15 protein-coding genes are annotated in these 26,920 nt (G+C 34.0%); all 15 read right to left on the bottom strand.

All coding sequences use genetic code 11. The annotated features are described in order from the left end of the window. Positions 1 to 51: 51 nt before the first annotated feature. A complete protein-coding gene (locus tag FORMB_RS01415) occupies positions 52 to 2,331 on the bottom strand; it encodes a GH92 family glycosyl hydrolase (protein ID WP_083243879.1) in 2,280 nt (759 codons plus the stop codon). Positions 2,332 to 2,344: 13 nt separating this feature from the next. After that, positions 2,345 to 4,600, bottom strand: a complete 2,256-nt coding sequence (locus tag FORMB_RS01410) for a GH92 family glycosyl hydrolase (RefSeq protein WP_069675755.1) — start codon at positions 4,598 to 4,600, stop codon at positions 2,345 to 2,347. Between the two features lie 11 nt (positions 4,601 to 4,611). Next, a complete protein-coding gene (locus FORMB_RS01405) occupies positions 4,612 to 5,913 on the bottom strand; it encodes a glycoside hydrolase family 71/99-like protein (RefSeq protein ID WP_069675754.1) in 1,302 nt (433 codons plus the stop codon). Between the two features lies 1 nt (position 5,914). After that, a complete protein-coding gene (locus FORMB_RS01400) occupies positions 5,915 to 6,991 on the bottom strand; it encodes a glycoside hydrolase family 99-like domain-containing protein (RefSeq protein WP_069675753.1) in 1,077 nt (358 codons plus the stop codon). Between the two features lie 10 nt (positions 6,992 to 7,001). Next, positions 7,002 to 8,741 (bottom strand): SusD/RagB family nutrient-binding outer membrane lipoprotein, encoded by a 1,740-nt coding sequence (locus tag FORMB_RS01395; RefSeq protein WP_197493484.1) that lies wholly within the window; start codon positions 8,739 to 8,741, stop codon positions 7,002 to 7,004. A gap of 11 nt (positions 8,742 to 8,752) precedes the next feature. Further along, a complete protein-coding gene (locus FORMB_RS01390) occupies positions 8,753 to 11,989 on the bottom strand; it encodes a SusC/RagA family TonB-linked outer membrane protein (RefSeq protein ID WP_069675751.1) in 3,237 nt (1,078 codons plus the stop codon). 185 nt (positions 11,990 to 12,174) lie between these two features. Then, on the bottom strand, positions 12,175 to 13,341 hold the full coding sequence (locus tag FORMB_RS01385) for a carboxypeptidase-like regulatory domain-containing protein (protein WP_069675750.1): 1,167 nt from the start codon (positions 13,339 to 13,341) through the stop codon (positions 12,175 to 12,177). An 18-nt stretch (positions 13,342 to 13,359) separates the two neighbouring features. Beyond that, positions 13,360 to 17,607, bottom strand: a complete 4,248-nt coding sequence (locus tag FORMB_RS01380; RefSeq protein WP_257784855.1) for a sulfatase-like hydrolase/transferase — start codon at positions 17,605 to 17,607, stop codon at positions 13,360 to 13,362. Between the two features lie 114 nt (positions 17,608 to 17,721). Next, complete coding sequence (locus tag FORMB_RS01375; RefSeq protein WP_069675748.1) at positions 17,722 to 19,155, bottom strand: T9SS type A sorting domain-containing protein; 1,434 nt, start codon at positions 19,153 to 19,155, stop codon at positions 17,722 to 17,724. Between the two features lie 246 nt (positions 19,156 to 19,401). Then, positions 19,402 to 21,906, bottom strand: a complete 2,505-nt coding sequence (locus FORMB_RS01370; RefSeq protein WP_069675747.1) for a Kelch repeat-containing protein — start codon at positions 21,904 to 21,906, stop codon at positions 19,402 to 19,404. Positions 21,907 to 22,556: 650 nt separating this feature from the next. After that, a complete protein-coding gene (locus FORMB_RS01365) occupies positions 22,557 to 23,105 on the bottom strand; it encodes a type 1 periplasmic binding fold superfamily protein (protein ID WP_069675746.1) in 549 nt (182 codons plus the stop codon). 35 nt (positions 23,106 to 23,140) lie between these two features. Then, positions 23,141 to 25,540 (bottom strand): TonB-dependent receptor, encoded by a 2,400-nt coding sequence (locus FORMB_RS01360; protein ID WP_083243878.1) that lies wholly within the window; start codon positions 25,538 to 25,540, stop codon positions 23,141 to 23,143. A 39-nt stretch (positions 25,541 to 25,579) separates the two neighbouring features. Then, positions 25,580 to 25,909, bottom strand: coding sequence for a hypothetical protein (locus tag FORMB_RS01355; RefSeq protein ID WP_069675744.1), 330 nt, complete (start codon positions 25,907 to 25,909; stop codon positions 25,580 to 25,582). A 165-nt stretch (positions 25,910 to 26,074) separates the two neighbouring features. Then, positions 26,075 to 26,239: a hypothetical protein gene (locus tag FORMB_RS12920; RefSeq protein ID WP_157498054.1), complete on the bottom strand. Its 165-nt coding sequence runs from the start codon at positions 26,237 to 26,239 to the stop codon at positions 26,075 to 26,077. Positions 26,240 to 26,242: 3 nt separating this feature from the next. Beyond that, complete coding sequence (locus FORMB_RS01350; protein ID WP_069675743.1) at positions 26,243 to 26,521, bottom strand: hypothetical protein; 279 nt, start codon at positions 26,519 to 26,521, stop codon at positions 26,243 to 26,245. Positions 26,522 to 26,920 lie beyond the last annotated feature (399 nt).

Raw genomic sequence — 26,920 nt, 5'->3', positions numbered from 1 at the left:
TTTATTTTTTTACTAGAGATATTTTTTAAGGTAATACGGATGTATTAGATTTTACTTTGGTTGCTTACCACCCATTTCAAATTTTAATGTTCCTCCAGCAATTAATTGCTTATGCGTGAAAAATGGAGTTATTAATTCTTCCCCGTTTAATTTAGTAGTTTGAATGTATTTATTTTCGCTGCTATTATTTTTAGCTTTTATGATGAATTTCTTCCCTGTTGGTAAATTAATTTCTACTTCATCAAAAATTGGACGCCCAATAGAGTAGGTGGGGTCTCCTGGATTAAACGAATAAAACCCCATGGCATTTAGTACATACCAAGCAGACATTTGTCCACAGTCTTCATTTCCGGCCAATCCATTAGGGTTATTAAAATACAATTCGCTCATGATTTGGTCTGTGACCTCTTGAGTTTTCCATGGTTGTCCCACAAAATTATACATATGTGATATGTGATGACTGGGTTCGTTTCCGTGTGCATATTGCCCAATGAGACCCGAAATATCTCCAGAAACATCATCTCCAGTTAACTCAGAACTCGTAGAAAATAAGACGTCTAAATTTTTAATAAATGTTTCTTTACCACCGACTAAATCAACCAATCCTTCAACATCGTGAGGTACAAACCAAGACCATTGATAGGCATTTCCTTCTGTATAATCATCTTTTCTGTGCTTCGAATAACGGGGGTCAAAAGGCTCACGCCATTTTCCATCTTGATTTTTCCCTCTCATAAACCCAGCGTCTGTATCGTAATATTGAGTGTATTTTTTGGAGCGTTTCATAAAACGATTGTAATCGTCTGTGTTCCCTAAATCTTTTGCCATTTGTGCAATACACCAATCATTATAAGCATATTCTAAGGCTTTAGAAACGGATTCATTTTCTAAATCAGCAGGAATAAAATCCATCGTTTCATTATAGAGTTTTCCCTTAGGCATTAAAATATTTTTAACTCTTTCTGATGGAAAAAAGATATCTGTTGTGTCATACGTTGATGCATGAACAACGGCTTCATAGGCTTTCTTTACATCATAGCCTCGAATTCCTTTAGTGTAAGCATCTACAATCACAGAAACGGAATGGTACCCAATCATACACCCAGTGTAATTCCCTTGCAATTCCCACATTGGCAAAACACCCCCTTGATCGTATTTTGTTAAAAGTGTATTTATAAATTCGTTGGTTTTATCAGGATCTGTAATTGTTTTTAAAGGATTGTAGGCTCTAAAAGTATCCCACAACGAGAACACTGTATAAATTTTTTCTTCGTCAGATTGGTGAATTTTCCTGTCCATTCCTCTGTATCTGAAATCGACATCAGAAAACGTATTTGGACTTATAGACGTATGATAAAGACCCGTATAGAAAATTGTTTTTTCATCGTCAGTACCTCCTTTGACATTAATTTTTGATAATTCTTTTTTCCAAGTTTCATGCGCATCATTTTTAACTTTATCAAAATCCCAATGATTAATTTCTGCCTCCAAATTCTTACGAGCACCTTCATAGTCAACAGATGAAATACCAACCTTTGTCAAGACTTCTTCACCAGCTTTTGTATTAAAGGTTAATACGGCCACCAATTTTTTTGACATTCTGTTTGGTAATGTTTCTATTTTTTTTCCATTTTCGAAAAAAGTAACTGTAAAGGGTTTATTAAATTTTGCATTGAAAAAAATATCTTGCGTCACAGCCCAACCTCCAGACCCTTTATAGCCTGCAATTTCTGTATCAGAAATTAATTTAAATTGATGGTTTGGTTTATGATCTGGATAAATGGTATGCGATAAATCTATAATGATACCCGATTCCCCTTCTTTATTGAAGGTGTATTTATGAAAACCAGCTCTTTTTGAAGCCGTCAGTTCTGCTTTGATGTTGTAATCTTTTAGTAACACTGAATAAAACCCTGGAGATGATTTTTCATCATCATGGTTAAATCGAGAACGGTATCCTGAATCTGGATCTTCTGGAGTTCCGGGAATTACTTTTGCTTCACCTGAAAAAGGCATAAACAAAAAGTCGCCTAAATCACTAATTCCTGTTCCACTTAAATGGGTGTGAGAAAATCCTAAAATCGAAGTATCTGTGTAATGATAGCCTCCACAAGCATCCCAGCCCAACGTTCTAGTATCCGGACTTAGCTGCACCATCCCGTAGGGGGTCGTTGCGCCGGGAAACGTATGTCCGTGCCCACCTGTACCTATAAAGGTGTTTACATACTTTGTATTGTCATCAGATTCTTTAGTTGTGGTTTTTGTGACGGTACTAAAAGAGAGTAGGCCTATTACTGTAAGAAGTAGAAAGTAGATTTTTATATTTTTCATAAGTAATTGGTTGTTAGTTTTTAAAATCGTTTGGTATCAGAGATGGATCTGTACCCCAATTTATATTTGGGTATTTCCCCATTTGCAATGTGATGGTTGCGCCATTGATCAAATCATTGTGTGTAAACCAAGGGCCTTTTAGCTCTTTTCCGTTTAAGGTTGCAGACTGTATGTATTTGTTAGTTTCATTACAGTTGGGTGCGTTTATGGTGAATTTTTTACCATTTGGAAGGTTGATGCTGATTTTTGAAAACAAAGGACTTCCAATCGTATAGACGGGGATTCCTGGAGTTATGGGATAAAAGCCCATTGCAGAAAACACCACAAAAGCAGACATGCCTCCACCATCTTCATCTCCTGGAATACCAAAAATATTATCTTTAAACCATGTGTTCAAAAGCATTCTTATTTTCTTTTGCGCTTTCCAAGGCGAATCTGTAAAATTGTATAAATAGGGGATATGAAAACTGGGTTCATTTCCCATAGAATATTGCCCAACAATCCCTGTGAAATCTGGAAATCTTGCATTTAAAGCATAGGTAGATCTTCCTAAATCTTCTCTAAACATTTGGTCTAAACGTTCTTCAAACGTTTTTCTTCCGCCCATTAATTCTTGCAATCCTAAAATATCTTGTTGTACATTCCATAGGTAGGTCCAACCATTATTTTCATCATAATAATCTCTACCACCCATTCCACCATCAAATTTTGGATCGATATCAATCCAATTGCCCTTGGCATCTTTTGGCATAAAAAATCCTCTTTCCTTCCAATATAGATTTTTGTAATTCTGTGCTGTTTTGGAGAAGTATTTATAATCTTCCTCTTTACCTAATTCTTTAGCAAATTCTGCTAATGCCCAATCATCATAACCTTGAGCTAAGGTAACCGCAACCGATTGTCTTTTTTCAAAATCATGAACTCTAGGCTCTGTTTCTTTTTCTTCTGGGTACAATGCTGGAAAATAACCAAGTTCTAAAGCAAGTTTGTCAAGAGGGGCATGTGCGCCCATTTTCCAAGGAATCATGGTGCCTTCTAAAGCATTTTTTTTCATTGCCTGAAATGCTATTTCAGCATCAAAATTAGTAACTCCTTTTCTGTAAGCGTCCAATAACATGATGGTAGAGTGGAAGCCATTCATTGGAGGTGCATCTCCATGAATTTGAGGAAATTGAGGCAACCAACCCGATTGTTCGTACATTCTTACGTAAGAAGCCATCATATCTGATTCCACGTCTGGTTGTAAAATATAGCGTAGTGGATGCAATGCTAAAAACGTATCCCAAACCCAATCATCGGCATAAAAGTCTTGTTCCCCTTCGTGAATTTTTTGGTCGTAATTACTGTAATAGGTTCCGTCTTCAGAAATATTTATCATTCGTTCATAGGAACGATAAAGCGCGGTATAAAAAGTTCTTTTGTACGCATCTGTGCCGCCTTCAACTTCAATTTGATTCATCAAATTAGACCATTTTTTATGCGCTTTTTCTTTTACATTTTCAAAATTGAAATCTGGAATTTCTCTTTCTAAATTTTTCTTTGCTTGCTCACTACTTATAAATGAGATTCCATATTTAAATTGAACTTGATTGATATCTGTATCGTTCCAAGTCATCCAAGAGTTGAGAGTGTTATCTTGAGTTTCTACAGATGTAAACACTCCTTTTTTGTCTGTTACGGCATACACATAGCCCAACATTCCTTCAAAAGATTCGGTTCCCGTAAGAGAACCATCTTCATTTAATTGCCAATCATCACCCGTTAAATCGCTGAGATATAGTTTTCGAGTCGTGTTGTTTTGATAGGTAAATTTAAAGAAACCTGATTGCGCTGCGGGTGTAAATTCTGTAGTAATATTATAATCTTCTAGCCAAGTAGAGTAGTAGTGAGGGTGTGCAATCTCTAACTCTTGATCCCAAGCAGAAATCGGTTCATCGGCTTCATTTATAGCCCCCGAAACAGGCATAATATTAAAAAGTAAATCAGATCGATGCTTTCGTGTTGTTAATGGAAAAGAAGTGATTTGATCGTCTCTGTAGTCTTTTCTTTCTGGATACATTCGTACCATTGAATTTGGCAAATGTATGCGTGTTCTTGTCGGTTGTAAAAAAGGCGCAACGCCTCCAATTTGTGGATCAACATAGTTTACATTATCACTATTTTTTGAGGTGCCTTTTGTTGAGTTACATGAAAATATGAGCAGAGAAATCACTACTATTTTTATATAAATAATAAATTCTATTTTTGGTATAAAGGTCTTTAAATTCATAAACTGTGGAATTATTTTACGTAAGGATAAACGGGCTGCTCTTTTGTTAGAGGAATTTCTTTACGCAACATTTTGGTCGCTTGTCCTGTTTGCCATAAGTAGTAATCTGATGGTAGCCCTTCATAGGTTAGAAATTTACTTTCCCCTACAGGAGGGTTGTTATCTACTTTAAAAATACAAGTACCTTCATCAATTTCATCAAACATGGCAACGTAAATTGTTTTGGCATCAGAAGAAATGGCGTTATAAAATTGTCTCCACAAGAAATCCCCTTTTAAACGCGGTATTTGATTAAAAATAGTCATGTCATTTTTCATGTTCGCCCAACTAAAACCTGGAAACACAACCGGCATATACATCAAATCATTTTCAGAACACCATTGCTGATCTTTTACAGTATAGTTAGCTTTATGCTGATCTGCGGATTCTAAATTATGATACCTTCCAGGGGTCCATGGATGCACAATATCTGCCATCTTAATAACTTCGTGTAATTTTGGATCCTTAACGGCATCTCTGTCTAAAGTCCTCCACGCTGTTGGAACGCCTAAAAGCACGGCACAGTTTCCGTATTCCGGATCGTTTTTAAAGAAATCAATCAGTTCTTTGATATTCTCTAAAGTGTATTTTCTGTTTTCAAAACCAACGCCCCAAAGAGAAACTACCGCTTTTCCTTTATAGGTTAATACATTCGGGTTTGTGGGGTCGTTTAACTTGTATTTTTTAACGAGTTGTTTCCAATCTTTAATAGTGGTTTCTACAATATTAGCAGTGGTAGTTCCTGAAAGATCGTACATTAAACTCAATATTCTGTTGTTGTTTTTTGCAGCTCTAAAACAGTTGTCAAAAACAGTGTTATAATTGTCAATTCTACTTTGACCTCTTGTTAAACCCACCACAAAACGTTGTGCAAATACACCATCAATTCCATAATCTTTCATCCATTTAAAATGGAGGTCAACTGTTTTATAATCTGCTGAACTAAAAACAAATGCGGGTTTATCATCTTTATATTTAAACGCAGTTTTATATTGATTGCTTTTCTTGATTTCGTCCATTTCTGGCCAAAAATCTACAGAAGTACTTCCTGGATAAAATTCAGCGTTGTTGCCATAGTGTTTCCATTTCAAATTTGAACCATCTCCTTTCGCATTAAACCAGCCTTGATAGCCCGCTAAGATTTTACCTTCAATGGAGTTATTAATTTGCGGAAGACTTTCTTTAGTGAGGGAATCACTATTTGTATTGCTTTTACAGCTGTTTAAAAGTAAAATACTAAAGAAAGTAATAAATAGAGTTAGCTCTTTTTTCATTTTAATTTGTCTTAAATTCTTCTTTTAAAATTTGAAGGAAATCTTCTCCATAAGTATCTGCAGATTCTAATTGAGTTCCTCTATTCCAATCGTTAAAAGAATCGACAAGAATAATTTTACTAGCACCAGAAACTCTTCGGGCTACATTAGAAAAACCTCTAAACCAATCTTCATCTTTATCAAATACAGTTATGTTACTTCCTGAATTAATTATTTTTAAATTTATAGATGGAGATATTGTTGGTATGTATTCGATATTATATCCTAGCCAAGTATCTCTATGATATTCCCAAGCGATATCTATAAACTTATGGAAGTTTACGACTCTGTCATTAGCATTCACATTAATGGTGGCATAGGTGTTATGAGTCACAGCATCTACTCCGTTTATAAACCTAAAGTCAAATCTTAAAGTTGGAGTCCATTCATTTTGCATTCCTATTAAATAGAGTTCAACGTTAAGATCTAATAATTCAGCTCTCATTTGCTGGTATAAAGCAGCATTATCGTTGGCGTGAAGGTTGTGGCTATTGTATAAGTAGACGATGTTTTTACCATCTATTTTCATGTAGTTAGGCTGGTCAAAATATGGAATCATTAATTTAAAATCATCAATAAATCGTTGCACTAAGCCTCTGTCTTCTATACGATTGTTGTTATTTAAGCCCATATTTCCAAAATTATAGGAAAGTGCAAAATTCACGTCTTGTGCATTGGAGGCAGCCTGTAAACCATCAATGAATCTGGTATCGGCATTATTTTGGTTTTGATTATTTGCGGAGCGATATCTAAAAATGAAAAAATCTATTCCTGCAGTTTGTGCCTGAGTTACATGTTGTATGTAAACTAATGAATCCCCTACATTTCCGTTGTAAATCCCAATACTAGGTTCTTCAGGAACTGTACTTCTTCTTCCAAAAGTAGAATATTGTGCACCAACAATATAATCTGAAGTTACTGGGACATTCGGAATGGTATAGTTTAAGATACCATCTTCACCCGTTACTACATCATCTTCAGTACATGAAAATGAAATTAAAAATAATGTCATTAAAAATAAATAGCTAAGTTTTTTCATTTTATAAATCTTAAATTATTGTGTAGTCTATGCCTTCAGCAATTAAATCATCTTCAGAATCGCCATAAAAATTTGTTCCAAAATCTTGGTTAAGCTCAGGAACTAGAGTTTCCCATTGAACTGGAGAATAGTCTTCTGACTTATTCATTTGTAGGGGGTTGTAAAGCGTATTTCCTCCCAAATTAAGAATAGCGTCTTGGAATGCAGCATTGTTTAGACCGCCTTCACTTAAAGGAGGGTAAACCATTCTTTCTGGTAAAGGTGCGTAATCAAGACCTGTCGCGCCATCCGGTGCAAATTGATCGATCAATGGTAATTTTCTCGTTCTTTTTTGCATGCACCAAATATCATGACCTTGGTTATAGCTAGCGAGCCATCGTTGTCTTGTGATTTTGTCTAAAGGATCATTTGAAATACCGCTTGTCACAAGGCCAAATAAACCTCTGTCTCCTACACTCGTAGTTCCCCATTGTATACCATCTCTATTTTTATATTCAGTGACTCCAATGGCTCCATATTGTTGAAACGAAGCCTCTATCCCGTCATAGTAATATTGTTCAGCAGATTTAGATCCACCCCAACCTTTTAACTGTGCTTCTGCTTTGATGAAGTTTATTTCGGAATAGGTGATTACATTATACCCCATATCTTGAGCCATAAATAAATCTAATTTAGGTCTGCTAAACCTTCTGTTTGCTAATCCGTTTAATATATTGTCATTTTGATTTAGACCCCAACCTTCTACGCCTGCATTTCCACCCAAAGGCCTTCCAAAATAGGGTAATTCATATTCTACTGTAATTTGTTCTGTAGTTGATCCAGATCTAAAAACGACATCTGTAATGGTTATTGGATCGTTAGAGGGTTCTACGAGTTTAAAAAGTCTTGGATCTTTATATGTTTTAAGATTTAAAAGAAAATGTAAATTCATATAAGGAACAACATCATCATTGGCTTCAATAAAAACGTATCTTGAATAGTTAAATGACCAATTTTCCTGTTCTAAACCCCATTTCATCACAGCGTTTTCTGCATTTGAACCAATTAAGTTTGCTTCATTTGCCATCGCATCTGATCCGTGTTGTTGTGCTAAAACTGGGAACCCTTCTGAAATTCTAAGTGCAATTTTTAAGCGCAGTGAATTGGCAAATTTTTTCCATTTATCAAGGTCTCCATCAAATATAGGATCTTGTGCTAACGTGTCTCCAGAAGCATCTATATTTTCAAAAGCAGTTTTTAATTCAGCTAAAATATCTGTATAAATAAATTCTTCAGAATCATAAGCAGCTGCGTTTTCTCCCTGTAATGCCTCCTGATAAGGTACAGGTCCAAATGTAGATACTAAAATTGAATACACATAACTCTTCCATATTTTGGCAATAGAGACTCTATTGCTATAATTAGAATCATCAGAATAACTATCAATGATATCTTGATTGTTTTTAAGAATATTTACATAAAATCTTCTCCAGTATTGGTCCAGTGCTTGTTCTGTATAAAAATACCGATTGAACTGCCCTCCTTTACCACCATAGAAACTAGCGTAAGTGTTGTATAATTGATCGTTCATAGTACCACCAACGAGGTCTAAAGTGTTTTTTACAACTCCAGCAAAAAGGGCACTTGGTGATGCTTCATTAAATATATACTCATTGGTATTGATTTCCTCAAAATCTTTTGTACAAGATGTTGAAAATAAAATTATGAACACAGATAATTTTAAGCTAACGTATTTCTTGTTTTTCTTCATATTTTCCATAATTAAAATACTATTTTTAAATTAACACCAAGGGTTCTTGTAGGTAAAAAAGAACCAAACTCTATCCCTTGACCATTCCCAGATGTTGTGCCTGCCTCTGGATCGATTCCTTGAGGTGTATTTCTATAAATCGTCCATAAATCTCTTCCAACAACTGAAAGTTTAAGGTTTTTTACTCCTTTTAATTTTTTAATCATTCTTGGAGGAAAGGTATATCCAAAAACAATTTCTCTTAATTTTACATAAGAAGCATCGTAAACAAATCGTCCTTGATCTTGAATACCATCAAAACCATAGAGTTGTGGGTTTAGCCATCTTTGAGAATACACAATATTACCATCCTCATCTCTTTCAGCAACCCAATTACCATCCTCATCTTGTACGCCTAAAGCGGCGCCTCTATAGATAACTCCTTTAGCTCTTTCAGCATCTGCATAATTATTACCAAATAATCCTACTCCTTGTCTCTCATCATTATTTTCTCCTAATATTAGAGATGAAAGTAAATATTCTTCTCTTCCTTGTAAAGATTCTGCATGAATCCCATGATTTACTGCTTTGATCATTGTGGCAGAAAATAACTCTCCCCCCATTTTCACATCAATTAAAAAGTTTAAATTAAATCCTTTGTAGGAAAAAGTGTTCCTTAGACTTCCAATCCAGTCTGCTTGTGCATTTCCTAAATATTGGTCTTCATCCCAACGTACGCGTCCATTAGGTAAAACTAAAGGTGTTCCTGATACGGGGTCTTTTGCTTGCGCATTCCCTCTAATGTTACCAAAGGTTTCTCCAGCTTCCGCATACACTCCAACATTGAAGAAATTTCTTAGTAACAATCGATCCACACCATCGGCTAGAGACACCACTAAAGATTCATTTTTGGACCAATTTATACTGGTATCCCATTTAAATTGGTTGGTTAATATTTTTGCTGATAGAAACAATTCCAACCCTTTATTTTGAATTTCTCCAGCATTGATAATTTTCGAAATAAAACCTGATGTTGGAGTTACTTGTACTGGAACAATTTGATTGTTTGTGGATGACCTATAGTAAGTAGCATCTAAGGTAATTCTGTTATTAAATAACTTAGTTTCAATACCAAATTCTGTAGAGGAAGTTAGTTCTGGTTTTAATTCTAAATTTTTTCGTTGATTTTGTAATGCCAACCATTGTGTGTTGTTGTAGTTTCCACCCTCAATATAATTATTGATAATTCTGTCAAACGACGTATCATTTCCTACTTGAGCAAATGAAGCTCTTACTTTACCAAATGTTAAGATGTTATTTATAGGTAAGAATTTGGTGAAGATTGTAGTACCACCAATGGATGGATAAAAATAGGAGTTATTGTTTGAAGGAAGTGTAGACGACCAATCATTCCTTCCAGTAATATCAATAAAATAGGTATCATTGAAACCTGCAGATACAGACCCAAAAACAGAGTTTATTGTTTTATTATTTGGAAGATATACTGTAGGAGAAAATTCATCACCATTTGATAGGTTCATGATATTTCTTTCTAAAAGTGAAATGGCAGTTTTACGTGTTCCAGATGTTCTTAAATCAAATCTATTAGCTCCTAAAAGGGAAACAATTGAAATGTTGTTGATTTTTTTGGTGTAATTTAAGATCGCTTCATAATTCCTGTTTTCTCTTTTAACAGCAATTTCTCTGTACAATCCGTTTGGATCATAAGCGGCTCCCATATTGTTAAATTCAAATCGATCCACATCATTAATCACTCCATTTATTCTTGTTTTTAGACTTAAGCCGTCTAAAATTTGATAATTTAAAGTCACATTCGCAACAATTCTATTTGTGATATCTTGATTTGTGTTTTCGTATATATTCCAGTAGGGGTTATTAAAAGGTCCCTCGTAATTAAAGGCATTATTGTCTTCATCTTTATAAGGAAATAAATTATTTTGAGACATGTTAGGTAAAATGTACATATAGTTGTTGGCAGGATTTCTTTCACTACCATTTCTATACATTCTGTTGTCTACCCTCTGATTCACATAAATTAAACTGGTATTCACTTTTAGTTTGTCAGAAATTTCTTGAGAGAAACGTACCGCCACATTATTCCTATTGACTCTTTCCGTTCTGTCGATCACATGATCCCCTAAGGTGCTAGAATATGAAAAACGAAATGTATTTTTTTCTGTCGCTCTACTAAAGGATAACGTATTAGTAGCGACTGTTCCTACTTTATAGAGTTCTTTAACATTATTAACGTTGGGTTTATACGTACCAACTTCTCCGTTATAATCTAAAACTTGTTGCCCTAAAAATGGCATTCCATAAGCTCTTCTAAACGCTCCAACAAGAGGAAGCCCTGTTTCAGGGTCTAACTTACTAACATTAGGCGTTAATCTAGCATTGTCTCCTGCACCATATACGTACTGATAGTAAGGATATTCTCTATTTGAGATTACAGAAAAATTTGAATTTAGATTGACTCTAATTTTCCCTTTGCTTTTTTCGGCTTTTTTAGTTGTAATAATAATAACACCATTTGAAGCTCTTGAGCCATAAAGTGCAGAAGCATTCGCCCCTTTTAAAACTTGAATAGAATCTATGTCGTCTGGGTTTAATGTAGAGATAGGACTTCCAAAATCGATATCATCCCCTCCGTTCCAAACGGAAACTCCACCATCTCCTGGTGAGCTGTCAAGCGGTATACCGTCCACAATATATAAAGGTTGATTATTCCCTGTAATAGAAGTAAGACCTCTAATAATAACTCGTGTGGATCCAGTAGGAGTAGAGGAGCTCACAACTTGAACACCGGCAGCTTTTCCTGCGAGAGCATTCAAGAAATTTGTAGATCGAGCCTCTTTCATATCATCTGAATCTACGGATTGGGTAGAATAAGAAAGTGATTTTTTATCGCGCTTTATACCCAATGCTGTAATTACAATCTCATCCAATTCTTCTGTAGATTCCTCAAGTACGGCATTGATTGTTTTGCTGTCTTTAACAAAACTAATCTTTACAGTTGTGAAGCCTACATAACTAAAGGCTAAAACACCTTCCGTTTTATTTTGTGTGTTTATGGTGTAGTTACCATCAAAATCTGAAGACGATCCAGTTTGTGTTCCTTCTAAAAGAATGGTAACTCCCGGAATAGGTTCTCCAATGATATTTGTAATAGTTCCTTGGATGGTGTTTTCTTGAGAAAAAACAAAGAGAGGAAAAATTATAAGCAATAAAATAATTTTTATTTTTTCCATATTTTAAGTTTGGTTGTTTAATTTTTTAAGTGATCTATTAGATCCTATTGAATGACCTATTTGATAACTTATACAAATGAATGTGTTTTTATTAATTTTATATTAATTTTCACTTAACCTATTACAATTAATGTAAAATAGCTGCGTTTTTTTAACTGTAAGCTTCTTTGAAGGGGTAATAGTATTTAATTTTTGACTCTTTTAAATTGAGTTTCTATAGGAATTCCATAGATGTTTTCTAATTGTTTGGAACTTTCTTTATAAAATTTAGAATCGGGGGGTAGGCTGACTGATTTCCAAAATTCTGAATCGTATTTTAAGTTGTAATCCCCAATATCTTTTCCTGGTTTAATATTTTCACTGACTCTTATTTTTTTCCTATTTGTTTCAATGCCTAAAACAATAGCTTCATGTCTGTAAGACAGTTTAATTTCATCTTCTTTTAATTTAAGTAACCGTTTCGTTTGGGGTGATACCTTTTCTCGAAATACATATTCTCTATTATGGTAGCTTAACACCATAGTTCCATCTTTGGTTTTTTTATAAATATATACAGCATTTAAGTCAGATTTTTCTAATCTATAGATGTTGTTTGTATCAGAACCAATGTATAATTTGATCCATTTATTTTTTTTGTTTTTCACTTTTCCTTCCAAAACAATAACATCTTCGCCATCGTATGAAGTGTCATCAACAATCTTCCATTTGTAATTTCTGGGATTAATCCGGATTCTTAAGGGGTTTTGTTTGGCAATCATTTTAATTGCATGAAATTTCTGTTTCTTTTTTGCAAATCTATAATCGTTAGACTTTCTAGCTTCTACAATTTCTATGGGTCCAAATTCTCTGGACGTTGGTCCATTGTCATATACTTTTACATAATGTTCTACTAAAAACCGTGATACATTATTTTCATTAGAAAACCTACGGTATAAAATATTCAATTGATGTCCTTTACTGTAGGTGGTCTCTTTTAGTTTTTTTAATGCAGATTTCACATAAGAAGAAGGATCTTGAATGACGATTTCATCAAGAGATACCAAGTCTTCTTCAAGCGTGACAATTTCAATCTTTTGATCTATAAAATCTTGAACCATTATTTTAAAAGATTTAAACCCAAGCGTAGAAATCGTGATCGTATCGTTTAAATTTTCTTTCGTTAATTTCAAATAAAAACGACCGTCTTCATTACTAATTGTCCCAATAGATTTAGACATAATACTAATGGATGTAAAGGCGAGAGGTTGCTCGTTTACATCCACAATTTCACTTTCAACGATGATCTCACTTTGAGAAAACACACTAATGTGAACTAAACTTACAAAGAAAATGATGAGGTTCTTTTTAAACATTTTTAAGTTGATTATGAATTAATAAAGAATAAACTTTTTTGAAAACTCTTTTCCGTTTTCCATTGCATTTAGAATGTAAACACCTGTTTTTAAGTGCGTTATATTTATAAGTTCCTTAGGATTATTATGATTTTTCTCTAATACCCTAGCCCCATGAATCGTATAAATTTTTATATCTAATGGTAAATTGTTCGTTGAGAATACCTTGATACTTTTGGTTAAATTATAAAAATGAACTTCAAAATTATCATTAGAAATTTGAGTATCATCAACAGATAATACCAACATTGAGTTCCAAGCTCCTGCATCATTCCCATCATCCCCAAAATCTATAGGACTGTCATCTCCATTTGGTGCTTCATCATATTCTACTTTTCCAGAGGTTTCATTAAAACGTAAATTAGAAGAGGTCAAAACGGCGTCTATTTTTGAAGAGCCATATGCATCATCGGATCCGAACCCTTCAGAACTACCAGACAATGAATTTATCAAGTTTAATTGAACCGCTGAGGCACTATTTATATCAGATTCTGGGTTTTCGGTATCTCCCAAACGATTGTCATAAAACAAGGCGTTTTTAATCTCGAAACTTCTATCTCCTTCAATTCTAATTCCTCCCGCTCTTCCGGATTCTGCTGATGTTAAGGTTACTTTGTTACTAAAAATGGTTATGTTTTCTAAAGTATTAGTCGTATTTAAACCTCCAAAATATAAACCACCACCTTGAAACGTTGCCTCGTTATTATAAAATGTATTTTCAGACATTATGACTTCTCTACCATCTCCATAAACATTAATGGCACCACCATTGGCTCTGTCTCCATTTCCGTCCGTTTTATTAATATTTGCAGCGGTATTATTTATGAATAAAGACCCCGTAATGGTTAACGTTCCATCACCAGAACCGCTGATGGCGCCTCCGTTTCCTCGAGATAAATTATTTTTGAAAATGGAGTTTATAATAGTTACATTTCCTTCACTAAAAAATAAACCGCCACCAGCTTTGTCTATGCCGCCTGTAGAATTATCATCAAAAACACTATTGGTAAACGTTAAATTAGAGTTGGCATTCATATTTATGGCGCCCCCATTAATGGATGATTCTTTGTTTCCTTTAAAAGTAATGTCTGAAAAAGAAACATTCAAATCGGGACTACTGATATGAAACAACCGGTCTGTACCTACTTTATTCTCATCTGGTAAAATTGTGGCATTTTCTGTGCCAATAAAACTGAGACTCTTTTGAACTGAAATTTTAGAATTATGTATGACAGTACCAGATATATTAATTGTATTTCCATCGTTTGCTAATGAGTAAGCTTTATGAACAGTTGAAACCGCAGTTCCTGGGCTTGTTCCTGTATTGCTATCCTCTCCAAATTCATCTGCGTAATAATCAGTAATTTCTGGTAAGTTTTGATAAATGGGTTGATTCACGGTCAGTGCTATTTCTCCTCTCAAAGCTTCACCACCTTTTCCTGTTAACCATAAATAATAATCACTAGGCAAACCTTCGTAGTTTGTAAATTGAGTCAATGCACTTGACGGTGGGTTATTATCAACTTTAAAAATACAAGTCCCTTCGTCCATCTCATCAAACATTGCAACATAAAGAGTTTGTGCGCCGGCATCGACTGCATTGTATAATTGTCTCCATAAAAAATCTCCTTTTAACCTTGGAATACTGTTAAGGCTAGAAAATGTGCCTTGGCTTTTCTTTAGATTCTGCCAGCTAAACCCTGGAAAAACGACAGGCATGTATAATAAGTTTTCTGTATCACACCATGCTTTATCCGCAATTATAATATTCTTGTGGCTATCGATACCACTGATATTACTATACCTCCCAGGCGTCCAAGGATGTACAATATCAGCAGATCTTATAACGGTGTGTAATTGAGTGTCATTAACGGCATCACTGTCCAATGTTCTCCAACTTCTTGGCACACCTAATAAAACGGAACAGCCACCAAACGTTGGATCGTTCTTAAAATAGTTAATCAAGTCTTGTACATCGTCTAAATCGTAATTATCTGTTCGATTAAAACCTACGCCCCAAAGTGCAACTACAGGCTTTTGGTTGTAGGTTAATAAATGATTGTTTGAGACATCGTTCACTCCATGTCTTGAAACAAGGGATTCCCAATGCAGTTTCACGTCTTCAACCATTGTTGAAGTGGCGTTAGACCCCGATAAATCGTACATAATACTCACAAGTCTGTTGTTATTTTCCTGAGCAGCTGCTATGATATTATCAAAAACAAGATTATCATTGGCTTTTAATTTAGGTGCATTAGATTTGAGATTCGATGCAAATTGTTGAAAGAAAACCCCATCGATTCCATAATCATTCATCCATTCAAAATGACGATTGATTGTTTTTGTATTTACAGATGAAAAAACATGCGCTGCAGTTTCATCTTTATGTGTAAAAGTAGTGATGTATTTTTCATCGGCATCTGCCTCACTCATATCGGGCCAAAAATCTAAAGTGGCAAAGCCAGGTTCAAATCTTTTAACTCCATTTATACTGGTTTGGTAATGTTTCCAATTTAAATCTTCACCATCCGTAGGCGTATTGAACCAACCTTGGTAACCTGCTAAAACCTTCCCTAAAATTGAAGTACTTTCTGTAGTGACTGTTAGATCTACGCTGGTATCTGTAAATTCTTGATAGGGTCTGTCAATAAAAGTAAGTAATTCGGTTCTTAATGTATTCCTTAGTTCTGTAGCTATTTCAAATTGAGTGTCAAAAAGATTGACTTCTTCATAAGGGTCATTGCTTAAATCAAATAATTGGTCTTTTACATGATACAGTGGGTACGCAGCTGCACTTAAACTTCCCAAAGATACATTTGGGATGTAGAAGGGTAGAGGTACCTGTGTTCCGTTTGGCCCATTGAAAGTGTCTCCGTCGGCTATTCTTTGATTTGTAGCATCATCATAACGCACCGTTACATATTTCCAGTCTTTGGTTCTAATCGCTCTAGAAAACCCTAATTCAAAAAATAAATGATCGTGAACAGCTTCTGTAGCATTATTAGTAATAACTTCTTTTAAACTTACACCATCCATCTCTGAAGTAGAAATATCTACACCCGCAATATCTAAAAAAGTAGGGGCGAAGTCTATATTCTGAACCAATTCGTCGTAAGTAGAAGGCGTCGAAATTCCATCTGGCCAATAGATCATTAAAGGTACTTTTGTGCCTGCATCGTAATTTGTAGATTTCCCTTTGTTAAAATCTCCATGATCGGAAGTAATAACGATGATGGTGTTATCTAACTTTCCTGTTTCCTCTAATTTACTGACAACAGCACCAACAGCATGGTCAAACCAACGCAACCAAGCTTGTTTTATATCCTTTCCAGGTAAATTAGAAATTTCATCTTTTATTTGCGCTCGTGTTGGTAAGTACGAATAGTCTTGTATTAAAACACCTTCAGCTGTGATATTAACGTCTGAATCTAAACCGGCATAAAAATTATTATTATTTGACCAAAAAGGGGCTGGACCATGAGGCACCGTTTCACTGTAGTAAATAAAGAAAGGGTCGTCACTAGCATTCTCAATATAATCGAGAACCGCTTTATTCTTATACTCAACATTGTGAACGTTTAAGTCATCATTTTTTAATTCTCTTAAGTTTGCGGGATAAAATGCATCCACAACATCAAATCCAAAATCTTTAATTCTGTCTGCCCATTTATCATGATTAAATTTCATGGCATCAGAAATTGCTTCTACATAGGGATCATCGGTTTGATCGTATGCCATGAAACCAAAATTGCCTTGTGTATAGGTGTTTAAAAATTCATGATCCACAATGTGAGATTTTCCTATAAAAGCAGTATTGTAGCCTGCAGCTTGTAATAGTTTTGGTAAATTATCTGTATTTTCTTCGAGTTCTATATTGTTTGCAACGCGACTTAATTGCCCTACGGGATACCCGTTTAAGAAATTAGTGCCTTCGGACCTTCCTGCGTATTTTCCTGTTAAAATACTATACCTACTTGGGCTGCATATAGAGGAAGAAACAAATGCATTGTTAAAAACAATTCCGTTACTTGCTAAGTTATCAATAATAGGGGTGTGGACCTTAGAATCTCCATTAAAACCAAAAGGTCTGGATTGATTCTGATTATCACTATCTCTCAAAGGAATTGAGCTTTGATCATCAGTCATAATGAAAACAATATTTGGTTGCTGACCAAATAAAAGTGAAGTATTGAATACTAAAAATAAATAAACGAAATACTTTTTCAATGTATTCTTTTTTTAAATTAAGGGGAACTGTTTTTGAAAACAGATTTTAATTAAAATAGGGGTTTTTAAAAACCCCTATTTTTATAATATTAAAAGAGTCGGAACTCTGTTTCTTTAGTTTATGATGAATTTTTTCGAGAACGACTTCCCAGAAGATTCACCTTTTAAAATATAGATTCCTGAAGCTAAAGAATTTGCTTGAATGCTTTGTCTTTGAGCTACATTTTTAAGACCTAATAATTTAGTTCCTAAAATACTGTACACTTCTACAGTTAATGGGGTAGAAATAGTATGGCTAATTTCTATGCTGTTAGAAGATTTATTATGAAACACTAATAAATTAGCAGCTAAAACATCTTGCTTATTTAAAGATAAAGCTAACCCTGAATTCCATGATCCAGCATCATTACCATCTGATCCAAAATCAATAGGGCTGTCTTCTGAACTAGATACAGAATCATATTCAACATAACCACTAGAGGTCATAAACATTAAGTTAGAAGACGTTAAATCTGCTTCAATTATAGATGTAGAAAAATCATCCCCAGCAGTATCGTCTAAGGCAGGCTCAATTTTTTTGGTAATTGAATGTGATAGATTAAGTACAACGTTAGGAACAATTCCAATATCTGAACCTGCAGTATCTGTACCATTTGTTACCAAATTCCCATAAATTAATGAGTTTTGTATTGTAAAAGGTCTAGCGCCTTCAATTCGTATTCCACCGCCTGTAGATTGATTTAATGAGGTGAAATTTACAGTATTATTAAAAATAGTAGTATTGGTAATGCTGCTATTGGCATTATTACCTCCCAAGTACAAAGCTCCTCCACCATTACTTGATACGGAATTATTCACAAAAGTACTAGTGTTTAAAACGAAATCTACACCATTGCCTGTTACAGCAATTGCACCACCTTTAGTTGCAGAGTTTCCGTTAAAAAGAGATCCTGAGATGTTTACATTTGCAGAATTTCCAGCGACAATAGCCCCTCCTTTATCTGATGATGTATTGTTTTCAAAAACACAATTTGTTATGGTTAAATTTCCGTTGGAGACTAATATAACTCCACCACCTGCGTTGTTAGTTACAGAATTTCCAGTAAAGGTACAGTTCTCAAAGGTAGCTGTAGCTCCTGCGTTGTTATTAAAAAAGACACCACCTCCAGCAAGTGTGGTAGTGTTGTTTAGAAAATTAAGATTTTTAAAAGTCACATTTGCTGAAGTCGATCCATTTATTGTAAAGAGTCTACCTGAACCACCATTTCCGGCTAAAGTTGAGCTAGGATTCAAACCTTCTATAGTAAATGCAAAATTCTTAGATGCTAGATTCGCGCCATCGGGTGTAATGGTTCCTACAATTATTAGTTTATCTCCTCCAGAGTTTATATTTGACATGGCAACACCAAAGTTGCCAAATGCAGTTGATTCACTTGTGCCATCCATATTACCAGCACCTGTTGCTGAAACATAAACGGTATTTTGTGCTAGTGCTGTAAAACCAGTAAAAGAAATTAATAAAAGCGTTAGTAAAGTAATTTTTTTCATCTTGATTGTGTTTTGTGATGGCCTTTGGTCATCAGTTATTAAAAGTAATTGGTTATTATTTAACTCAACTTATCTTGAATTAGTTGAGGTTTTGATTCAAACAAATATGACGATGCACCCTTAATTTTCCCTTAATAATTGATTAATTAATGAGCCTTTATGAGAAAAATTCACTTTTTACTATAAATAAATGTAAACTATAATTTTTGCTTAGAATAGTCTGTAGTATGGGTGCTTATATGTCAATTACAAGTGTAAATTATTGATATCTAGAGAAATGAATTCATTAAAGTTGTGTTCAAATTCTTGTCCGTATAGGATATTGTACTCTTTTAAAAATTTATTAAACGTATCATTAGCTAAGCTGTGATTGCCTTTAATGTAATATACTTTACATTTTAAGAACACAGCGATTTCATTTGTAGTGTCAAAATTAAAAATACAATCCGCTAAATCAATAGCAAAATCAAGATCTTCCTCTATGTCTAGCTTTAATGCAAAATTCATAAAGTTATTGACTATTAAATCGGTAATGTTCTGTTTAAAAGAATCTAACCAAGTGTAATCTAAGTTGTTCAGAAAAGCGCCATTTTTGGTTATGGATATCGTACGAATAATATCCTCTTTGGTTGGTTTGCTTTTAAGTAGATTTTTATTTAATTGAGAGTAATCGTTAACTAAAACATCAGAATTATTTTCGATAATCCAATAGCCCGTTTTTTTACTAATTGAAAAATCTCCTAACTGTTTAAGAATGGTTTTGAGTTTGGTGATATTAACAGCTCTATTATTTTGAGCACTTTTATCAGATTTATCATACCATAACAAGTCTTTTAACTTTTGAGAAGAAATTCCTTTGTTATTTTTATGTGTATAAAGCCAAAGAACTAAAAAGAGTTCCTTTATTAAGGGCGTAAATTTCCCTGTAAGATCGTTTCCTTTTTTATCAAACATTTGAAAACCACCAAAAAATACAATCGGATAATCTAGCTCAACTAAAGGTTCTTCTTTTTTGTGTTCCTGAGGAATTATTTTTTCTTCACTAGTTTCAATTTGTTTTTTCTTGAAATATTTTATTATTAAAAGACCAATCATAGCTGATATAAATAGACCAATTATAATAAGAGCCCAAAAACTTGTTGTTGATTTAGAATTGCTTTGAGTGGCTTCAATTACAGGAATATGAGGGTAATTAAGGCTGTAAATACCAAAATCTGTTTGATTGTTTGAGTTCAAGAAAGAGGTGTAGACGTAAAGTTTTTTTGCGTTTTCATCAAAAAATAGATCCACAAAAGATTGAGTGTCTGTAAATTTATAAGGAAGAGAATCTGCTACAATTTTAAATTCTGGACTTGATAGATTTCCTTGTGCAAGTTTAAGATATCCATTAGATCTAGACTTATCGGAGATTAAGCCATAATAGTTTTTATTAGTACTGTCTATCACAATGGAGCTTCCAAAGATCATTTCTTCAGAAATTTTAGTTACCTCATATTGTTTTTTAAATGTTTTGCTTTCAATGTCGTACCTCAAAAAATCAAAATAACTTTTAGGGTTTACTAATTGTTTACCGCTTTCACTTCCATAGCCACCTAAGACATAAATGGAGTCTTTGTAGATGGTTGCCCCAGAAAGATATCGTGGTTTAAATACTTTATTATCATGAGGGATGTTTTCCCAAGTTTTAGAACTAAGATCAACCTTTTTTACTTGGTTTTGATATGTGAATTGACCATAACCCCCTAGGATATATATAGAATTGTCTTTTGGACTAAACAAACCATTATGATGCTGGTATATTTGCTTCAAAGGTTGTTTTTTAAATAGAGAATAATTATCCCAACGCTTAGTTTCAAAATCAAATTCAGAAATCTGATTCTTATCTGCAAGGTAGCAGTATAATTTTTTTTGTTTGTGATCAAAAAGAATTCTGTGATCTAAAGAAATTTCTAAAGTATCTTTATCAAAAGGATAGGTCTTGAATGATTTCTCTTTGGGATTGTATTTAGTTAGTGTTGTTTTGTTTAAAATATAAAACTCTCCTAAATTTTTGTCAAAAGTCAATAATTGAACGCCATCAACTTCAGATATTAAATTTTCTTCCCAAGATTTATGATAGCATAACAGCCAGTCTGCATTTTTTACAGTAGCATTGTTGTTATTTATTATATCTATAGCCTCGTTTCCTCCACATTGATTTAAAGGGTAGTGAGCGATTAGTTTAGTGCCTTGAGTTAACTTAACGTCTCTAATACTTATTCCACTCGGAACATCTGAAGTTGAAAATTCCTTATAATTATTTGCACCAAAAAAGATTTTGTATGATTCTTTACTTTTAAAAACTGCGGATTTTTTGATGGGTTTGGAGCCAGCTATCGAAAAAACCAATTCATTTTTTGACAGCGAAAATTTTATATGAATCGTGCTCCATTTTTTATTAGAAAATGTAGAGTCGTTTATGGGTATAATTGTTTCAGTATCACCAACAACTATAATTAGTTTTTTTGTTGAAGTATTAGAGAGCAGTAAATCTATATTTTTATTATCTTCATTAATAGCTCTAAAAATGTATCCGAAATTACCTTTTCTTTTTATTAATTCTACCTTTAAATCAAAAGTTAATTCAAGTTCATCCTTTACAATCAATGGCTTATTTGAAGTTATATCTAAGCTTGTTCTTTCGTCGAGAAGAAAATCTTGACCTTTAAAAGAAAGACCGTATTCTTGACTTAAAACAGTTAGAGGCAACATAATAAACACTAAAAATAACGTGTAAATGTTAAAACTAAATAAAGAAGATTTATACAATTTCAATTGTTGATTAAAAAAAGATTTATACTCAGTTTTTACAACATAATTAATATAAAGGTTAAATTAGTTTAAGATAAAGAGGTTCAATAAAGGTAAGATAATAAAAAGAATATTAATGAAATTTATCTAAGAATGTAGCGTTGTCATAATTAAATTGGCATAAATCTCTATTATTATCAAATTTATTGTTTTAATTTCTAAGTACTTTTTAGTGCTAATTTTCTGAGTGCATCATACAATGCTTACAATAGATGAAACCAATTTTTAGGGTTGATTTTGCACTCGTTACAAACGAGTCCAATAAGGTCTAAAAGAGCTTTGTCCTTAAAACAAAAAAACTTACACAAGCAAGCTTGGTAAGTTTTTTGAATTTTAATTCGCAGTCGCACTGCGCTTAATCGTGGAGGCAAAGGGCCTAAAGTCGAACTGTTTTGGAAAGGATTTATAAAAACAATAAACCCACAACTTTTAGAGTTGTGGGTTTTAATTTGGCCTGCGTAAAGTTAACTTACGGGTATATTTAATCTCATTTTTTAATAACCATAAGTTTTTTTTCGAACCAAATTAATTGAATTGTGACTAATTCAAATTTATTGTACTGATACATCAAACGTTGCAGAAATATCTGTTTCTCCATCCGCATCGTTAAGACCTGTATTTGGCTTAGTAGGTTCATGACGCAACGTAAAGGTTAACGTTCCAGAACTCACGGCTCCAGCGACCAAGGTAAACTCGGTTCCTAGTTTATTGCCTTCTGAATCAAGGTTTTCAGCGTTAGTTGTAACATCCAAACCAGCTGTTGGTGTATAGAAAAATTGGTGTTCTACACTTTCTTCTTCAACTTCATCCGTGATGTTTTCAGCTGGATTTTCAGTTTCGTTAAGTAGAACTATGCTACCACTATAGGTGACGCCGGTAGCTAAATTACCAGTTGTAATAACGGGTTCGTTAGGTCCATCACCATCCAAGTCACGAGTCTGTAAGGTGATCGCTGTACTGCCGTCATTTGGCACAAGAGTTACGGTTAGTGTGGTGATCACTTCTTCTTCGTTTACAGGTTGTGGGGCGTCGTCTTTTGAACATCCGATAAATAATATGCTTGTAAATAATGCTGTAGTTAAAAATTTCATGTTTTTCATGTTTTTGTTGTTTTTGTTGTTTTTTAATAGTTAAATTAATAATTGATTTTAAGATTAAATAAAAAGTTTCTGCCCAAATCATCTGCATAATAGCGCAAACGGTTCAGGTAGTTTCGATACGAAGTGTTCAATACGTTTGTAATTCTAAGTCCTACCGTTAATTTTGATTTTTGGTTGAGATTAATATCGATACTCGAATTAAAATTAAGCAAATGATACGCGTCTGGTGTAGAGCTTACATCCACCAATTTATATGTTTCGGTTTCTGGTATGAACACTTCAAAATTGGTATTGGGATAGTCATTTTGTTTAAAATGATATGCGCTTTGTAAAGACAGACGAATGTTATTGAATTCAGGATTTTGATATACAATTTCGTTGCTAATGTTTACAGGCGGCATTCCGATTAGTGGCGCGTCTAAAGTTTGGTCATAGCCTTTGACTAAAGAGAATTGACTGTTTAAACGAACGTTTTTAGCAAAAGCATAGGAGGCATCCACATCTACACCTAACAATTGAGCATCCGTTTGGCGGTATTCCCACACCTGAAAGTTGCCTCTCAACGTCTGCTGAATTTCTGTAGGTTCATTCACTATAAAGTCAGAAATGGTATTAATATAAGGGTTTACATTAAAACTAAATAGATCGTTCTCCTTTTGAAATGTCAATGCAACTTTATGTGCTATTTCAGAATTGAAGCTTAAATCTCCCAGTTCGATTCGAGAAGCAGAATGGTGCAAGCCTTCACTAAAAAGTTCTGAGGAATTTGGCGCTCGAGATGCCATGGAATAGTTGAAAAACAATTTATAATCCTCACCAAATGTATAGTTGGCTCCTAAGGTAGCTGAACCGTTATTAAAATTTAGTTGCGGATTGGTTAAAATTTGATTCTCCAATTCTTCAAGCACAATTTCAGGAAATAGCTGGTCATAATTACGTAATTCCCAAAAGGAGGTTCTGTAAAATTTAAAAACATCCATAAAGGAGTAATCAAAACGGCCCCCGGCTTCCAGAAGCCATTGGTCATTTAATTGGTAGTCCATTACAAAGTACATTCCTAAGTCATACATCTGAAAATCAGGGATCAACCGTCTCACACCCGTTTCGGGATTTGCAACGTTTTTTTGATACTTCGCCATGAGCCCTGTTTTTAATACAATTTTATCAGACAAAGGTGCATCTAGATCTAGCAAAACGGTATGCGTATCTAATTGTAAATCTGATGCAGCCTTCTTTTTGTCATCCCCACGCCTGATGTCAAACTCAAGCCGATTGTTTCTTTGAAAATCGTATTGGATGCTAAGTTTTCCAAAGTTTTCAAACCGTTTAAATCCTTTTATAGTTGCCAAATGATGGGTGACATCTTGCCTAGGTGCATTGATCGTATATGTGAAATCGTTTATAATTAGTGGTACATCGCTGTCGATGGCTCTAATTTGATCTTGAGCACCGCCCAAATGTGAGGCCGCTAAAATTCCAATCTCATTTTTAAAGATTGAATAATACCCCTCAATACCATAGTCAAAACGGTTAAAACCTACTTGTAAAGAAGCACTTCTCTCAAAAATCCCTGTATTGCTCAATACATAGCCAGGAGCTTCAAAATCTCCAAAGCGTTTTAAGGATCCTTGCAGGGTTGCATACCATCCATTTTGATAACTTTTAGTCAATTTTGAGCTCAACGAGGCGCCACGCCCATTACTAGTTGCAGTCATCAAAGTTTTGCCATACAAACTGTCTTTTACCGGAACTTTAGAAGCTTCAGCAATAATTACGCCCCCTACAGCATCTCCACTGTATTGAAGTGCACCAGCTCCTTTTATGACGGTAAGGTTACTGACGGAATTTATGTCAATATTAGGTGCGTGTTCTGCCCCCCATTCTTGGTCTTCCATCCGCACCCCATTATTAACGATGACCACACGACTGCTGTGAAGTCCATTAATCATTGGTTTTACGACCGTGCTCCCTGTATTTAGTGACGATACACCACTCAAACTATTTAGAGCATCACCAAGAGAGCCACTATTAAAACGCTCCAACTCTTCTTTGTTAATAGTATTCTCGAGAAGTGTTTTGGATTTGTCACTGTAGGCTTTCCCTTCAATCGTAATTTGATTGAGTTCTTCAATATGATGCTCTAACTTAAATGACTTTTTGGTATTCCCAGAAATTCTAACAGTAAATCCTTTTGTCAAACAATAGGGGTGTGAAACCTGTATGAAATAGGTGTTATTACAAAGGTTTGAAAAAGAAAACTCTCCATCTAAACCCGTCTGAACAGTTTGTTCAGTGTCTGCAATAATAAGGGTGACTCCGATGAGCAATTGGCCATCGTGAATATCTGTTACTATACCTGAAAGTGAATTGTCACAATTTTGTGACAACGATGTAATACTGCTAAATAGCAGTACCAATAATGCATAGTTGCGCATATAAATTCTTAATTAATATTAAACGTGTTTGTTCGTATATTAAGAAAATACTGGGGGGCCGCGTAACTGATTATTTGTTAAGGTAGAGAAGTATAATTGTAATGGGGTATAGGTTGTACTGACCTTAACAGAAATTTGTGCTAAAAGTAAATCAGGATATTTAGCAATATCATAGTTGAAAGATGTAATATGGAAAGCACATATTTCGCAATTCTTTTCAGATTTATGTATGTGAGTACTCAGGTTATTACAAGTATCACCTTCATGCCCTTCAATCATATGGCTAAACTGAATTGCAGTCGGAAGTATTAAAGCTAATAAAAGCAATAACGCAGCAATATTTTTTGCAAGTTGATTGTTTAAATACATTTTACAAAAGTAAGTTGCAAAATTAATCAATTTATTTTAATTTCTTGTCAAATGTAATTTTATATTATGTGCGCTCAGGTTTACCTCTTAACTATGAATAAATTATCATGTTGAATAATACGGTTTCGTCATAAATTGTATATTTGGTTTCGTTTTAAAAGTTACTTATTTATCATTAATGATTAAAAATACAATCAGAAGTCTCGTTTTTCTAGCAATTTTCATTGTTAGCAACCCCCTCCATGCCCAATTTTCTAATATTCCAGGAACTCCTTTTGTTAAAAACTTTACGGAAGAAGCCATCAATAATGATTTAACAGTTTTTGACATTTCTCATGTTGTTGCACCTGAAAAAAAGCTGTACAAATCACCAAGCCATAATCCAGTCCCCCGAATTTGGATTACATGTTCTTCTCCATCCTTATCTATTATATTATTTATCATTAGTCCATCGTTAATAAATGGTAAGTAATTAACCACTTCCCCTTGTTTAAATAAAAAATCTTTTTTACCTATTTTTTTGTGGACTAAACGGTCTTCTAAATCTAGATATGCATCAATGTCTAAATCTATATGCGTATTAAATGCTTTAAATAAATTTGGATATTTCATTACTTAAAAGTCTTAATTTTAAATTAATAAATGGGTTATTACATATCTTTTTGAAAGTTCAAGATAGTCAATAATTTGTGGAGTCGCCGAGATTAACCTTCGGTTTTTCTCTTAGCTCCCTTTTAGGAAATACAGCAAACTGTGCTTTCAGCCCAGGTGTCTAAACCTACAAAAGCCCTTACAAATAAATTTGCAGGGCTTTTTTAAGGGTTTATTCACAGCTTTGCTGTGCTTCAAAGTGGAGCTAAAGGGAGTAAAATCGAACTATTTTGTTGAGGATTTAAAGAGGTTCAATTCTTTCAAATAAAATATAATTATCATTACTTTTATTATAATATATCAAATATGTATTAAATGTTTATAATTTTTAAACTAAATTGCATTACCAATTTAACGTTT

This window comes from Formosa sp. Hel1_33_131, from assembly GCF_001735745.1.
GTDB lineage: Bacteria > Bacteroidota > Bacteroidia > Flavobacteriales > Flavobacteriaceae > Hel1-33-131.
Note: the sequence above shows the minus strand (reverse complement) of the source record. Positions and strands in the feature narration are given on the sequence as shown.

Excerpts from the sequence above, each read along its gene's own strand:
- FORMB_RS01415 (WP_083243879.1), bottom strand. The coding sequence starts at position 2,331 with ATGAAAAATATAAAAATCTACTTTCTACTTCTTACAGTAATAGGCCTA.
- FORMB_RS01410 (WP_069675755.1), bottom strand. The coding sequence starts at position 4,600 with ATGAATTTAAAGACCTTTATACCAAAAATAGAATTTATTATTTATATA.
- FORMB_RS01405 (WP_069675754.1), bottom strand. The coding sequence starts at position 5,913 with ATGAAAAAAGAGCTAACTCTATTTATTACTTTCTTTAGTATTTTACTT.
- FORMB_RS01400 (WP_069675753.1), bottom strand. The coding sequence starts at position 6,991 with ATGAAAAAACTTAGCTATTTATTTTTAATGACATTATTTTTAATTTCA.
- FORMB_RS01395 (WP_197493484.1), bottom strand. The coding sequence starts at position 8,741 with ATGAAGAAAAACAAGAAATACGTTAGCTTAAAATTATCTGTGTTCATA.
- FORMB_RS01390 (WP_069675751.1), bottom strand. The coding sequence starts at position 11,989 with ATGGAAAAAATAAAAATTATTTTATTGCTTATAATTTTTCCTCTCTTT.
- FORMB_RS01385 (WP_069675750.1), bottom strand. The coding sequence starts at position 13,341 with ATGTTTAAAAAGAACCTCATCATTTTCTTTGTAAGTTTAGTTCACATT.
- FORMB_RS01375 (WP_069675748.1), bottom strand. The coding sequence starts at position 19,155 with ATGAAAAAAATTACTTTACTAACGCTTTTATTAATTTCTTTTACTGGT.
- FORMB_RS01370 (WP_069675747.1), bottom strand. The coding sequence starts at position 21,906 with ATGTTGCCTCTAACTGTTTTAAGTCAAGAATACGGTCTTTCTTTTAAA.
- FORMB_RS01365 (WP_069675746.1), bottom strand. The coding sequence starts at position 23,105 with ATGAAAAACATGAAATTTTTAACTACAGCATTATTTACAAGCATATTA.
- FORMB_RS01360 (WP_083243878.1), bottom strand. The coding sequence starts at position 25,540 with ATGCGCAACTATGCATTATTGGTACTGCTATTTAGCAGTATTACATCG.
- FORMB_RS01355 (WP_069675744.1), bottom strand. The coding sequence starts at position 25,909 with ATGTATTTAAACAATCAACTTGCAAAAAATATTGCTGCGTTATTGCTT.
- FORMB_RS12920 (WP_157498054.1), bottom strand. The coding sequence starts at position 26,239 with ATGTCAAAAACTGTTAAATCATTATTGATGGCTTCTTCCGTAAAGTTT.
- FORMB_RS01350 (WP_069675743.1), bottom strand. The coding sequence starts at position 26,521 with ATGAAATATCCAAATTTATTTAAAGCATTTAATACGCATATAGATTTA.